Below are 13,381 nucleotides of genomic sequence, written 5' to 3'. Positions count from 1 at the left end.
TGGTATACCATATTACGAACACGCCATCGAAGGAACCCGACATGCCCGCACAGATTCGCAAGACGCTTCTGAACATCGAGACCACCTTGATCGAAGGCGGCCGCACGGCGGCAACCCCGCTGAAGTTCATCACGGCGGCGGCGGTCATCAAGAACCCCTGGGCAGGGATGGGATTTGTCGAGGATCTGAAACCCGAGATCCACGCCGTTGCTCCGATCCTGGGCGAGCTTCTGACCGGCATGATCATCGAGGCCGCCGGCGGGGGCGACAAGGTGGAGGGCTATGGCAAGGCGGCCGTCGTGGGGCTGGACGGCGAGGTGGAACATGCTTCCGCGCTGATCCACACCCTGCGCTTTGGCAACCACTACCGCACCGCAGTTGGTGCCAAGACCTATCTGGCCTTCACCAACACCCGCGGCCCGGCCAATTGCCCGATCATGATCCCGCTGATGGACAAGAACGACGAGGGTCGTCGCAGCCATTACCTGACCATCCAGTTCGCCATTCCCGACGCCCCCGCCGCCGATGAGATTGTGGTGGCCTTGGGCGCCTCGATCGGCGGGCGGCCGCATCACCGCATCGGCGACCGCTATCAGGATCTGAAAGACCTTGGCCATGACGTCAAGAACCCTGCGGCTGTCTGACGGCAGCACCGTTCGGGTGCTGGAGGCGGGGGCGGGCGAGCCGCTCCTCCTGATCCACGGCGTCGGCCTGCGGGCCGAGGCCTGGGGGCCGCAGATGCGGCTTGAGGCGCATGTCTTCGCCGTCGACATGCCTGGCCATGGTGAAAGCCAGCCGCTGCCCGAAGGCGCGCGCCTGCCCGAATATGTGGCCTGGGCCGCCCGCGTGATCGAGGCGCTGGGGCAAGGCCCGATGAACGTGGCCGGCCACTCCATGGGGTCGCTGATCGCCGGCGGTCTGGCGATCGAACGGCCCGATCTGGTGAAACGCGTGGCGCTGCTGAACGGCGTTCATCGCCGCACGCCAGAGGCCCGTGCCGCCGTGCTGGGACGTGCCGATGAAATCGCCTCGGGTCGGGGCAACATCGAGGCCCCGCTGGCCCGCTGGTTCACCGAGGCCGAGGCGGTGACCCGCGCACAGGTCGCGGGCTGGCTGCAAGCGGTCAGCCAGAAGGGCTATGCCATGGCTTACCGCGCCTTTGCCGAAGGCGACACCGTCTACGCCGACCGTATTGGCGATATCGCCTGCCCGACGCTGGTGCTGACTGCCGACGGCGATGCCAATTCCACACCGGCCATGACCTATGCCATGGCGGGCATGGTGCAACACGGACAGGCGGTTGTCATCGAGGGCCACCGGCATATGGTGAACCTGACCGCCCCGCGCGAGGTATCGGCCGCGCTGCGCGACTGGCTGGCAGAGGAGGTGACGCGATGACCCAGGTTGACCCGCGCGCGCTGCGCGACGCCTTTGGCTGCTTCATGACCGGGGTGACTGTGGTGACCACCCTCGACCGGGACGGCAAGCCGCAGGGCTTTACCGCCAATTCGTTCTCCTCGGTCTCGCTCGACCCGCCGCTCTTGCTGGTCAGCCTCGCCAATTCCTCGCGCAATCTCGACACCTTTGCCAAGGGTGCAGGGTTTGCAGTGAACATCCTTGCCGAAGGGCAAAAGGACATCTCCGGCACCTTTGCACGTCCCTCCGAGGACCGTTTCGCCAATGTCTACTGGAAGAAAGGCCCGGTCGGGCATCCGGTGATCGCCGGGGTTTCGGCCTGGTTCGATTGCACGCTGGAACAGACGGTGCTGGCGGGCGACCATACCATCCTGATCGGCCGCATTGGCGGGTTCGAGGCGACGCCAGTGGCGGGGCTGGGCTATTACCGGGGCGCTTATGTCACCCCGGCACAGACCGCCGCGCAACTGCCCGCCGGCCCGGATGTGGTCATCACCGCCATTCTGGAAGCCGAGGGCAAGGTGCTGCTGATCGACGACGGGCGCGGCGGGGTCACCCTGCCGATGGCCAAGGCGGGCCGCGATGGCGTGCAGGCAGCACTTGCCCGGCTGATCGCCGCCTCGGGGCTGCAGGCCCAGCCCGGCGCAGTCTATTCCGTATATGACGACGTAGGCCAGGGCGCGCAGCATATCGCGTTCCTCTGCCCGACCAGCCCCGGCAAACCCCGGCAAGGCGCGCTCGTGGACCTCAGCCGCGAGGGCGTGGCCGATGTCTCCGACCCCGCTGCGCGGATCATGCTGGAGCGGCTGGCGGACGAGGCCCCGACAGGGCGCTTTGGCATCTACTTCGGCACTCACGAACAGGGACGCGTGCACCGAACCGACGAAAGGGATACCCCATGAAATTCTCGCTTTTCATCCACATGGAGCGGGTGAACGCGGCCGACGAGGAGCCGCGGCTGTATCAGGAAATGCTCGATCTGTGCCAGATGGCCGACGAGGGCGGCATGTGCGCCATCTGGACCGGCGAACATCACGGCATGAGCTTTACCATCGCGCCGAACCCGCTTTTGAACCTTGTCGATCTGGCCCGGCGGACAAAGAACGTGCGCCTTGGCACCGGCACGGTGATTGCCCCCTTCTGGCACCCGATCAAACTGGCCGGCGAGGCAGCGATGGCCGACATCATCATGGATGGCCGGCTGGATCTGGGCATCGCGCGCGGCGCCTATTCCTTTGAATACGAGCGCGTTCTTCCGGGCCTTGACGCCTGGGGCGCCGGTGGCCGGATGCGCGAGCTGATCCCGGCGATCAAGGGGCTTTGGGCCGGCGATTATACCCATGACGGCGAATACTGGCAGTTCCCGAAAACCACCTCGGCGCCGAAGCCCCTGCAGCAGCCCTTCCCGCCGATCTGGGTTGCGGCGCGTGACCCCAACAGCCATGATTTCGCCGTCTCGCAGGGCTGCAACGTGCAGGTGACGCCGCTGCACCAGCCGCATGAGGAAGTGGTCAGCCTGATGGACCGCTTCAACACCGCCTGCGCCGCCCACCCCGAGGTGGAACGGCCGAAGATCATGATCTTGCAGCACGGCTATGTTGCCAAGGACGCCGCCGATGCCGACAAGGCGGCGGAGGAGCTGAACGCCTTCTACTGCTATTTCGGAGCATGGTTCCTGAACAAACGGCCGATCAATCAGGGCCTGATCGAGCCCCTGACGGCCGAGGAGATGGCGGCGCATCCGTTCTATTCGCCCAAGGTGATGCGGGATAACCTGCTGATCGGCGATGCGGCGGAGGTCATCGAAAAGCTGAAGAAGATCGAGGATCTAGGTTATGACGAATTCTCGCTCTGGATCGATTCCGGCATGTCGTTCGAGCGCAAGCGCGACAGCCTGAAGCGCTTCATCGAAGACGTCATGCCCGCTTTCGCCTGAGGACAACATGGACCGCTTTCAGCACTACATCGACGGCGAGTTTCATACCGCTTCGGCGCATTTCGCCAGTCTTGACCCGGCCACGGGCCAGCCCTGGGCCGAAATGCCCGATGCCTCGGCCGCCGATGTGAACCGTGCCGTGGAAGCGGCCCATCGCGCCTTTCTCGGCCGCGCGTGGTCGGGGCTCACGGCCTCGGCGCGCGGCAAGCTGCTGATGCGGCTGGCCGATCTGGTGCAGGCCGCCGCCCCCCGGCTGGCCGCGCTGGAAACCCGCGATACCGGCAAGATCATCCGCGAAACCTCGGCCCAGATTGCCTATGTGGCCGAGTATTACCGCTATTACGCCGGCCTTGCCGACAAGATCGAAGGCGCGCACTTGCCGATCGACAAGCCGGACATGGAAGTCTGGCTGCGGCGCGAGCCGGTGGGCGTTGTGGCGGCGATCGTGCCGTGGAACAGCCAGCTTTTCCTGTCGGCGGTGAAGGTCGGCCCGGCGCTGGCGGCGGGTTGCACCGTGGTTCTGAAGGCCAGCGAAGACGGCCCGGCACCGCTTCTGGAATTTGCCAAGCTGGTGCATGAGGCGGGCTTTCCCCCCGGCGTCGTCAATGTGCTGACCGGCGGGCCGGAGGCGGGCAAGGCGCTGACCACCCATCCGAAAGTGGCCCACATCGCCTTTACCGGCGGGCCGGAGACGGCGCGGCATATCGTGCGCGCCTCAGCCGAGAACCTGTCGAAAACCTCGCTGGAACTTGGCGGCAAGTCGCCCTTCATCGTGTTTGACGACGCCGATCTTGACTCGGCGGCGAATGCGCAGGTGGCGGGGATCTTCGCCGCCACCGGGCAAAGCTGCGTCGCCGGTTCGCGCCATCTGGTACAGCGGACAGTCAAGGATGCCATGCTGGCGCGGCTGAAGGCCAAGGCCGAAGCGGTGACCATCGGGGCGCCTGACCAGATGACCACCGAGGTTGGCCCGCTTTGCACCCGGCGCCAACGCGACCGGATTCAGGCCCTGGTTGACGCCTCCATCGCCGCCGGGGCGCGTCTGGTGACGGGTGGCAAAACGCCGGAAGGGCCGGGGTTCTACTATCCGCCGACCATTCTCGATTGCACCGATGCTCCCCACGCACCGGCGGTGCAGCAGGAATGCTTCGGACCGGTCTTGTCGGTTGTGGCCTTTGACACCGAGGAACAGGCGCTGGAAATGGCCAATGACACCGCTTATGGGCTGGCTTCGGGCGTGTTCACCCGCAGTCTGACGCGGGCGCACCGGATGATCCGGGGCATTCGCGCCGGGATCGTCTGGGTGAATACCTACCGCGCGGTCTCGCCGATTGCGCCCTTCGGCGGGCATGGGCTGTCGGGGCATGGGCGCGAGGGCGGCATGGCCGCGGCGCTGGACTATACCACGGTGAAAACCGTCTGGCTGCGCACCTCGGATGATCCGATCCCCGACCCCTTCGTGATGCGCTAAGCGTAGCTCCGCGCACCGAAAATCGCGGAGCCCACCCGCACATGGGTTGCACCATGGGCGATGGCGGCCTCGAAATCGCTGCTCATGCCCATCGACAGGCCCGCAAGGCCATTGCGGGTGGCCATCGCACCCAGAGCGGCGAAATGCGGGGTGGCATCTTCGGCCTCGGGCGGAATGCACATCAGGCCGCGCACCGGCAGGTCCATCGCACGGGCCGCAGCCAGGAAAGCATCCAGATCGGCGGGCAGAACCCCGGCCTTTTGCGGTTCCTCCCCGGTGTTCACCTGAACGAACAGCTCCGGGCACCTGCCCCGGTCCTGCGCCAGACGGGCCAGTTTTTCCGCCAGCGACGGGCGGTCAACCGAGTGGATGGCGTCGAACAACTCGACCGCCAGCTTGGCCTTGTTGGTCTGCAACGGGCCGATCATATGCACCGAGACGCCAGAGAACCGCGCCCGCAGATCGGGCCATTTCGCCTGCGTTTCCTGCACATAATTCTCGCCGAACAGCCGATGCCCCTCGGCCAGCACCGCCACCACCCGCTCCAGCGGCTGCACCTTGGAGACAGCGATCAGGTTGACGGACCCGGGCGCGCGACCATGCGCGGCCTCGGCCTCGCGGATGCGGCGGGTGATCTCGGCAAGCGACATGGGCAATCCTCCTGCGCGGCAGATGGCCATATCGCGGGCCGAAAGAAAAGCCGCGCGCAAAAGAAAAAGGCGGCCCGAAGGCCGCCTTTTCCTTAGGTGGTTTCGTTCGGATTAGAACGAGAACGACACGCCGAGGTCAGCGCGGGTGTCGCCAACAGCGTCACGCTCAACGCCGGCCATGACCGAAGCACCGCCGAGGTCGTAGGTCACGCCCAGGCCGATGGCCAGTTCAGCGCCCGACTCTTCGTCAGCGATGAAGCCGTTGACGGTGGTCGCGCCGAAGGTGGCCGAGCCGTTCAGAGCGACTTTCGATTCGCCGTCGTTGTCGGCAGCAGCGAAGCCAACACCGAAGTCGCCGATTTTGCCGCCGACGGTCAGGACGACCTTGTCTTCAGCAGCAACGCTCGAGTCCTGGAGGCCGAGAGCGACGGTCCAGTCGTTGAACACGTAGGCGCCGTAAACAGCGGTACGCTTCTGGGCCGAAGCACCGCTCGACAGGGTCGGCTCCGAGTACGACAGGTGGCCGGTGAAGCCGCCAGCGGTGTAGATGGCTTCGATGCCTTCCGCGCCGTTGCCGCTCGACGAGTAGCCGTCAAAGCCCCAGGCGGTGGCCGGGTTGGCGACCGTGTTGGTGACAACGCCAGCGTCGTTCAGAGCGGTCAGACCGACTTCCGAGTCATACATGCCCGGCATCGAGTCCAGAGCGCCGTAGATGTTGCCGGCGGCGATTTCCAGGCCGTTGGTCGACATGTAAACGCGGGCGCCGTTGACGGTGCCAGCACCGGCTTCGTTCGAGCGCAGACGCAGACGAGCGCCGAAGGTGATGCCCGACGACGATTCGGTCGTGGCGTCGATGTTCACGGTCATGCGCTTTTCGAGGACGGTGTCGCCCGAGATGCTGTCGTACTGCAGGCCCATGCGGGCGTTGCCCGACAGAGCAACTTCAGCCGAAGCGACGCCAGCCGACAGAACAACGGCGGTGGTCGCGAGAAGAACCTTTTTCATCGTTTTCCCTCTTGTGTCAAAGGTGCGGCCCAACTCAGGGGAATCCGAATTGGGTATGGAGCATATCTCGCCGCTCGAGCCTGCGATTGCAATGCGGACGAACCCGCCACGGGGAAGAAGCGAAATCATGATGCAGCAATGTCACAGTCACCCTGACGGGCCCTTTCCAGCGTGCAAACAGCGGCGACAACCCCGCCTCGCAGCCTGCGGATCGCGGGGCGCGGCAAGGGGCGCAGGGGCGCCGCGAAAAGCCTTGTTCCACCCCGCCCCCTCGGCTAGACAACAAGGCAAGATCGTCCCCGGGGGCCCGAATGACCGTGCAACGCCTTGCCCGCAACGCTGTTCTTGTTCTTGCTTTGGCAAGCCTTTCGGCCTGTGGCGGCTTTGGTGGCGGCCTGTTCCGCGGGGCTGGAAAGGCGAACGTCCAGAATGAAGAGGCGTTCCTCTCCAGCGAAGAGCGCCGGTTCAAGCGCACCAACCCCACGCGGTTGAGCGATCTTTTTGGCGGTGGCGCCAATGCCAACACCACGCTGGAAGTGAACCGCTATATCTGGGCGGCAAGCCTTGAGGTGCTGAACTTTCTGCCCATCGAATCGGTGGATCCGTTTTCCGGCGTGATCGTCACGGGTTACGGCACGCCCCCCGGCGGTGGCCGCGCCTATCGCGCCACGGTTCTGGTGCAGGATCCGGCGCTGGATGCCCGCAGCCTGAAACTGTCGCTGCAATCCAAGGGCGGCGCGGTCGACCCGGCGACGGTGCGCGCGGTGGAAGACGCGATCCTGACCCGCGCCCGGCAACTGCGCGTGCAAGACGGCAAGCTTTGAGCCGCAGGTCGGGCTCAGCCCGACCTACTGGACCCCAAGCGCGCGGCGGTGTAATCCCGCCGGGCAAAGCTTTGAGGCCAGACATGTCGCGCTACGAACCCGCATCCATTGAACAGAAATGGCAAGCCGCCTGGGATGAGGCCGGGGCCTTCACCGCGCGGCGCGATCCGGCCAGACCGAAGTATTATGTGCTGGAGATGTTCCCCTATCCCTCGGGGCGCATCCACATGGGGCATGTGCGCAACTATACCATGGGCGACGTGGTGGCGCGCTACAAGATGGCGCAAGGCTTCAGCGTGCTGCACCCGATGGGCTGGGACGCCTTCGGCATGCCCGCCGAAAACGCCGCGATGGAACGCGGCGGCCATCCCAAGGAATGGACCTACGGCAACATCGCCGACATGCGGGCGCAGATGAAGCCCCTTGGCCTGTCGATCGACTGGAGCCGCGAGTTCGCCACCTGCGACCCGGAATATTACGGCCAGCAGCAGGCGATGTTCATCGACATGATGGAAGCCGGGCTGGTCTATCGCAAGGCCGCCGTGGTGAACTGGGACCCGGTCGACATGACGGTGCTGGCCAATGAGCAGGTGATCGACGGCAAGGGCTGGCGCTCGGGTGCTGCGGTGGAGCGGCGCGAGCTGACCCAGTGGTTCTTCAAGATCTCGGACTATTCCGAAGAGTTGCTGACCGCGCTGGACGGGCTGAAGGACTGGCCCGAGAAGGTGCGGCTGATGCAGGCCAACTGGATCGGCCAGTCGCGCGGGTTGCAATTTGCCTTCGAGACCGTCGGCGCCCCCGCAGGCTTTGACACGCTGGAGGTCTACACCACCCGCCCCGACACGCTGATGGGCGCGTCGTTCGCCGCCATCTCGCCCGATCACCCGCTGGCGAAATCGCTGGAAGCCGACCCCAAGGTCGCCGCCTTCCTCGCCCAGTGCCGTCTGGGCGGCACCACCGCCGAGGCGCTGGAAACCGCCGAGAAAATCGGCATGGATACCGGCATCCGCGTGCAGCACCCGCTGGACCCCAATTGGGAGCTTCCGGTCTGGATCGCCAACTTCATCCTGATGGATTACGGCACCGGCGCGATTTTCGGCTGCCCCGGCCATGACCAGCGCGATTTCGACTTTGCCACCAAATACGGCCTGCCAATCAAGTCGGTCTTTGTCGCGGAAGGCGCGGAAGAAACCGTTCTGGCCGAGGCCTTCACCCCGATGAAGTCGGAAAAGGTCCGCTATGTGCGCGGCTTTGCTGGGGCCGAAACCCAGACCGGCGATGAGGGCGTGGCATCCGCCATCGCGCACGCCGAGGCCAACGGCTATGGCCAGGGCGTCACCAAATACCGCCTGCGCGACTGGGGGATTTCCCGGCAGCGCTACTGGGGCTGCCCGATTCCGGTGATCCATTGCGCCACCTGCGGCGTGGTGGCCGAGAAGAAGGAAAACCTGCCGGTCCAATTGCCCGACGATGTGACCTTCGACATTCCCGGCAACCCCTTGGACCGTCATCCGACCTGGCGCGATTGCACCTGCCCGACCTGCGGCGCCAAGGCCCGGCGTGAGACCGACACGATGGACACCTTCGTGGACTCAAGCTGGTATTATGCCCGCTTCACCAGCCCGCGCGCGACGACGCCCACCGTGGCCGAGGATGCCGATTACTGGATGAACGTCGACCAGTATATCGGCGGCATCGAGCACGCCATTCTGCACCTGCTCTACAGCCGCTTCTTCGCCCGCGCGATGCAGAAGACCGGCCACCTGCCGGCCAAGGCCATCGAGCCGTTCAACGCGCTTTTCACCCAGGGCATGGTGACGCATGAAATCTACATGACGCGCGATGCCAACGGCCGCCCGGTCTATCACCTGCCGGAAGATATCCTCCGCTCGGAAGCTGGAGCGACGCTGAAGGATGGCACGGCGGTTGAGGTGATCCCGTCGGCCAAGATGTCGAAGTCGAAAAAGAACGTCGTCGACCCGATGAACATCATCGCCAGCTTCGGCGCCGATACCGCGCGCTGGTTCGTGATGTCCGACAGCCCGCCCGAGCGCGACGTGGAATGGACGGCCTCGGGCGCCGAGGCCACCTTCAAACACCTCTCCCGCGTCTGGGCAACCTGCTCGCGCATCGGCGAGATGCCCGGCGATCACAAGGGCGAAGGCGACGACGACTTGGCGCGCGCCGTAGCGCGGGCCATCGACGAGGTGACCCGCTCGATCGAAGGCTTCGCCTTCAACAAGGCCATCGCCGCGCTCTACGGCCTGACCAACACCATCGCGCGGGCCAACGCCTCGACTCCGGTGATGAAAGAGGCCATCCGCACGCTGGCGAAACTGATGTCGCCGATGACTCCGCATATCGCCGAATCGATCTGGGCCTATCAGGGCGGCGTCGGGCTGTGCGCCCTCGCCCCCTGGCCCAAGGCCGACCCTGCCCTTCTGGTCGACGATTCTGTCACGCTGCCGATCCAGATCAACGGCAAGCGCCGGGCGGAAATCAGCGTGCCGAAAATCATGCCCGCCTCCGAGGTTGAAAAGATCGCCCTCGCAGACGAAGCTGTGATCAAGTTCCTTGCCGGCCAGCCGGTGAAGAAGATCATCGTCGTGCCGGGGCGCATCATCAATGTCGTCGTGTAACCGCCGAACCCTGCTTGCCCTGCCGCTGGCGCTCGCCGCCTGCGGCTTTACCCCGGCTTATGGCCCGAACGGTCCGGCGGGGGGGCTGCAAGGCCACATCCGCCTTGCCGGACCGACCGACAAGAACAGCTTCGACTTCGTGACAGCCGTTCAGGCCCGGTTCGGCCGCACCAAGGACCCGCGCTATGCGCTGGCCTATACGATCACGACGGAAGCCGTCGGCGTCGGCTATGCCACCGACACTTCGATCACCCGCTACAACCTGAAAGGCAGCATCGACTGGTCGCTGACCGATCTTGCCAGCGAGGCGCGGGTTGCCGGCGGGACGGCGGAAAACTTCACGTCCTGGTCTGCCACCAGCGCCACCGTCGCCGGGCTTTCGGCCGAGGAAGACGCGGCCGAGCGGCTGATGGTCATCCTCGCTGACCAGATCGCCCTGCAGATCCTCGCCGCCTCCGCCCGCTTTGCCCCATGATCCTGAAAGGGCTTGAGGCCAGCCGCTATTGCCAGAAGCCGAACCCCGCCCATGCCGGGCTGCTGATTTTCGGGGCCGACCCGATGCGCGTCGCCTTGAAGCGGCAAGAGGCGATTGCCGCCCTCATCGGCCCTGAAGGCGAGGCCGAAATGCGGCTGACCCGCATCGCCGCCTCCGATCTGCGCAAGGACGCAAGCCTCTTGCAGGACGCCATCAAATCCGTCGGCTTCTTCCCCGGCCCGCGCGTCGCCTTTGTCGAGGACGCCACCGACGGGCTGCTGGACACCATCGCCGCCGCGCTGAAATCCTGGCAGCTCGGGGACGCCCAGATCACGGTTACCGCCGGCGGACTGACCGCGAAATCCACGCTCAAGACGCTGTTCGAAAAGCACCTCAATGCGGTGTCGATCGGGCTTTACGACGACCCGCCCTCGCGCGAGGAAATCGAGGACGCGCTGAAGAAATCCGGCCTGACCCGGATCGAACCCGCCGCCATGGCCGATCTGTCCGCCCTTGCCCGCGCGCTGGACCCCGGCGATTTTCGGCAAACGCTGGAGAAGATCGCGCTCTACAAATACCGCGACGAGACGCCCCTGACCCCGGCCGAGGTTGCCGCCATGGCCCCCGCCACCATCGAGGCCGAGGTCGACGATCTCATCATCGCCACCGCCGAAGGCCGCGCCCCCGCCATCGGCCCCCTGCTGCGCCGTCTGGAAGGGCAAGGCACCGCTCCCGTCACCATCTGCATCGCCGCGCTGCGCCATTTCCGCACCCTGCACCTGGTCGCCGCCGATCCAAACGGCATCAACAAGGCGCGGGTGATCTTCAAACTGCGCGACGCGGTGCAGCGGCAGGCCAATCAATGGGGGCTGCGTGCGCTGGAACAGGCGCTGGCGCTTCTGGTCGAGACCGACATGACGCTGCGATCGGCTTCCAAGGCGCCCGCCATGGCCGTGATGGAGCGCGCGCTGATCCGGCTCGCCATGATGAAACGCTGAATTTCAGCCCGGCTTCCCTTCACATTGGCGCAAATATCCCACGGGGGAAGCGGAGTTTGGCACAAACTCCGCGCGGGGGCGTGAAGCCCCCGTTTCACGCCCGCCGAAGGGTGCCTTGCAGGGGAACCGCCGCTGCAAGCGTATTTGAAATCGTGCCATATTTCAGGATGTTGCGGTGCATCAGGTCCAGCCGTGCATCGCTTTCCGAACTGCCCATGACAATCTCGTAGGAAATCCCCACCAGCTTCGGCGGGCTGTCCTGCCGCTGCGCCTGCAGCCGCACTTCCACCGTGTCGAACTGAAAGCCCAGCATGGGGGCCACCCGCTCCACCCCCTTGATCATGCAGGCCGCCAGCGCCGCCAGCAGCAATTCCACCGGGTTGAAGGCGTCAGGCCGCCCGGCCAGATCGGTGCCCAGCACCAGTTCGGCCGCCTTCGCCCGCGCAACGCTGCCCTGCGCGTCCACGCGATGCGCCACCACCCGATAGTCCATCCTCGCCCCCAACGCTTGATCCCGCCGCCCGGCTCTGCCATGCCTGAGCCGGAAAGGAACCCCATCATGGCCCGCACTCCGACCCCGCACCAGAGTTTCCTTGCGCCGCTGGCGAAACTTGCCCTGCGTCATCCTGATATCGAAGGACAGGCGATCTGGTGGGAAGACGGCGACTGGCAGGCGCAGGACGAGGCCGAGGAGATGATCGACGGCGAGGAGATCGCGTTCTACGCCGAGGGTCTGCTGGCCGAAGGCTTCGGCCTGCACTGGCAGGTTCTGGCCGAGACCGAGGCCCCGAAAGATCCGGTTCTGGTGCTGCTCTTTCTCTGGCAACCCGGAGCGAACCCCGAGGTGCTGCTGGCGGGCGAGGACTGGCAGGTGCTTGCCGAAGCCCGGTTCCCCGCAGCATGAGCCTGTGGCGTGCCCTTGGCCCCGCCGTGCCGCGCCCCAAGGGCAGCGAGACGCTGCGGGCGGGATTTGGCGCGGGGGTGGGCCTTGCGCTGGCGGCGGTCGTCCTGTGGGTCCTTGCACCACCGGACGCTGACCTGCTGGCCCATCCCTTGCTGATTGCGCCCTTCGGGGCCAGCGCCTTCCTGATCTTCGCCGTGCCGAACAGCCCGCTGGCCCAGCCCTGGGCGGTGGTGGTCGGCAACAGCCTGTCGGCGCTTTCGGCGCTTGCCGTCCTGCAGGCGGGTTTGCCGGCACTGGTCGCCGCGCCGCTGGCGGTGACGCTTGCCGTGCTGGCCATGGGCGCCACCCGGGCGCTGCATCCGCCGGGCGGGGCAGTGGCGCTGTTCGCCGCCCTTGCCGCGCCCGCCGGATGGGGCTTTGCCCTGGCGCCGGTGCTGGTCGGCAGTCTGGCGCTGGTCGCCGCCGGCCTGATGTGGAACCGCGCGACGGGGCGGGCCTATCCGTTCCGCCTGCCGCCACCTTCGCCGCATGGCACCGCCGATGCCGTGCCCGAGCGCCGCCACCTGCCGCCCCCCGGCGCGCTGGCCGAACTCCTGTCCCGGCTGCGGCTTGATGCCAACATCGGGGTCGAGGACCTGACCCGCCTCATCACCGCCGCCGAGGCCGAGGCGGCAACCCGCCCGCTCGCCGGCCTGACCGCCCGGCACCTGATGTCGCGCGATCTGGTCACGGTCGCGCCCGCCACCCCGCTGCCCGATCTGGCGGCAGCGTTTCACCGTCACCATTTCAAGACCCTGCCGCTGGTCGAGGCTGGCCGCTATCGCGGACTGGTCGCCGAGGAAGCGCTGGTCGGCCTTGCCGATCCCGCCCTGACCGCCGCCGATCTGGCCCACCCTGCCCCCGACGCCGCGCCGGAAACCCCGGCCGCCGATCTGGTGCAGCGGCTGGCCGACGGGCAGGAGCAGGCCGTGCCGATCGTCGAGGCCGGACAGCTTGTCGGCCTTGTCACCCGCTCCGACCTGATCGCGCTTCTGGCGCGCAGCCTGCCATCCTGACCCTTGCG

The 13,381-nt window shown here is 66.2% G+C and carries 14 protein-coding genes; 11 read left to right on the top strand and 3 right to left on the bottom strand.

What is annotated here, in order from left to right:
* Positions 1-41: 41 nt before the first annotated feature.
* The 5 genes from G4Z14_RS04715 to G4Z14_RS04695 are packed head-to-tail and all read left to right on the top strand — an operon-like array spanning position 42 to position 4,823.
* Positions 42-644, top strand: a complete 603-nt coding sequence (locus tag G4Z14_RS04715; protein WP_164623633.1) for an amino acid synthesis family protein — start codon at positions 42-44, stop codon at positions 642-644.
* A complete protein-coding gene (locus G4Z14_RS04710; protein ID WP_164623632.1) occupies positions 616-1,398 on the top strand; it encodes an alpha/beta fold hydrolase in 783 nt (260 codons plus the stop codon). The genes G4Z14_RS04715 and G4Z14_RS04710 overlap by 29 nt, the downstream gene beginning before the upstream one ends.
* Positions 1,395-2,318: a flavin reductase family protein gene (locus G4Z14_RS04705; RefSeq protein ID WP_164623631.1), complete on the top strand. Its 924-nt coding sequence runs from the start codon at positions 1,395-1,397 to the stop codon at positions 2,316-2,318. The genes G4Z14_RS04710 and G4Z14_RS04705 overlap by 4 nt, the downstream gene beginning before the upstream one ends.
* A complete protein-coding gene (locus G4Z14_RS04700) occupies positions 2,315-3,352 on the top strand; it encodes an LLM class flavin-dependent oxidoreductase (protein ID WP_164623630.1) in 1,038 nt (345 codons plus the stop codon). The genes G4Z14_RS04705 and G4Z14_RS04700 overlap by 4 nt, the downstream gene beginning before the upstream one ends.
* Positions 3,353-3,359: 7 nt before the next feature.
* Positions 3,360-4,823 (top strand): aldehyde dehydrogenase, encoded by a 1,464-nt coding sequence (locus tag G4Z14_RS04695; RefSeq protein WP_164623629.1) that lies wholly within the window; start codon positions 3,360-3,362, stop codon positions 4,821-4,823.
* Here the strand turns inward: G4Z14_RS04695 and G4Z14_RS04690 are convergent.
* Positions 4,820-5,473, bottom strand: a complete 654-nt coding sequence (locus tag G4Z14_RS04690; RefSeq protein ID WP_164623628.1) for a YggS family pyridoxal phosphate-dependent enzyme — start codon at positions 5,471-5,473, stop codon at positions 4,820-4,822. The two genes, G4Z14_RS04695 and G4Z14_RS04690, sit on opposite strands and share 4 nt — an antisense overlap.
* A gap of 111 nt (positions 5,474-5,584) precedes the next feature.
* The gene (locus tag G4Z14_RS04685; RefSeq protein ID WP_164623627.1) at positions 5,585-6,478 is read right to left on the bottom strand and encodes a porin; all 894 of its coding nucleotides are present in this window, start codon (positions 6,476-6,478) and stop codon (positions 5,585-5,587) included.
* Between the two features lie 311 nt (positions 6,479-6,789).
* Here G4Z14_RS04685 and G4Z14_RS04680 point away from each other — a divergent pair, with 311 nt between their 5' ends.
* The 4 genes from G4Z14_RS04680 (at position 6,790) to holA (ending at position 11,414) form a co-directional block, all read left to right on the top strand.
* Complete coding sequence (locus G4Z14_RS04680; protein ID WP_164623626.1) at positions 6,790-7,302, top strand: DUF3576 domain-containing protein; 513 nt, start codon at positions 6,790-6,792, stop codon at positions 7,300-7,302.
* An 83-nt stretch (positions 7,303-7,385) separates the two neighbouring features.
* A complete protein-coding gene (gene leuS, locus G4Z14_RS04675) occupies positions 7,386-9,941 on the top strand; it encodes a leucine--tRNA ligase (RefSeq protein ID WP_164623625.1) in 2,556 nt (851 codons plus the stop codon).
* The gene (gene lptE, locus G4Z14_RS04670) at positions 9,928-10,416 is read left to right on the top strand and encodes an LPS assembly lipoprotein LptE (protein WP_164623624.1); all 489 of its coding nucleotides are present in this window, start codon (positions 9,928-9,930) and stop codon (positions 10,414-10,416) included. The genes leuS and lptE overlap by 14 nt, the downstream gene beginning before the upstream one ends.
* The gene (holA, locus tag G4Z14_RS04665; RefSeq protein ID WP_164623623.1) at positions 10,413-11,414 is read left to right on the top strand and encodes a DNA polymerase III subunit delta; all 1,002 of its coding nucleotides are present in this window, start codon (positions 10,413-10,415) and stop codon (positions 11,412-11,414) included. The genes lptE and holA overlap by 4 nt, the downstream gene beginning before the upstream one ends.
* Positions 11,415-11,508: 94 nt before the next feature.
* Here the strand turns inward: holA and G4Z14_RS04660 are convergent, their stop codons facing one another.
* Positions 11,509-11,907 (bottom strand): OsmC family protein, encoded by a 399-nt coding sequence (locus tag G4Z14_RS04660; protein ID WP_164623622.1) that lies wholly within the window; start codon positions 11,905-11,907, stop codon positions 11,509-11,511.
* A gap of 66 nt (positions 11,908-11,973) precedes the next feature.
* Here G4Z14_RS04660 and G4Z14_RS04655 point away from each other — a divergent pair, with 66 nt between their 5' ends.
* Together G4Z14_RS04655 and G4Z14_RS04650 are read left to right on the top strand one after the other, a co-directional pair.
* A complete protein-coding gene (locus tag G4Z14_RS04655; protein WP_164623621.1) occupies positions 11,974-12,318 on the top strand; it encodes a hypothetical protein in 345 nt (114 codons plus the stop codon).
* On the top strand, positions 12,315-13,373 hold the full coding sequence (locus G4Z14_RS04650) for an HPP family protein (protein WP_164623620.1): 1,059 nt from the start codon (positions 12,315-12,317) through the stop codon (positions 13,371-13,373). Before G4Z14_RS04655 ends, G4Z14_RS04650 begins: the two co-directional genes overlap by 4 nt.
* Positions 13,374-13,381 lie beyond the last annotated feature (8 nt).

Source organism: Tabrizicola oligotrophica (assembly GCF_011008935.1).
Lineage (GTDB): Bacteria > Pseudomonadota > Alphaproteobacteria > Rhodobacterales > Rhodobacteraceae > Tabrizicola_A > Tabrizicola_A oligotrophica.
Note: the sequence above shows the minus strand (reverse complement) of the source record. Positions and strands in the feature narration are given on the sequence as shown.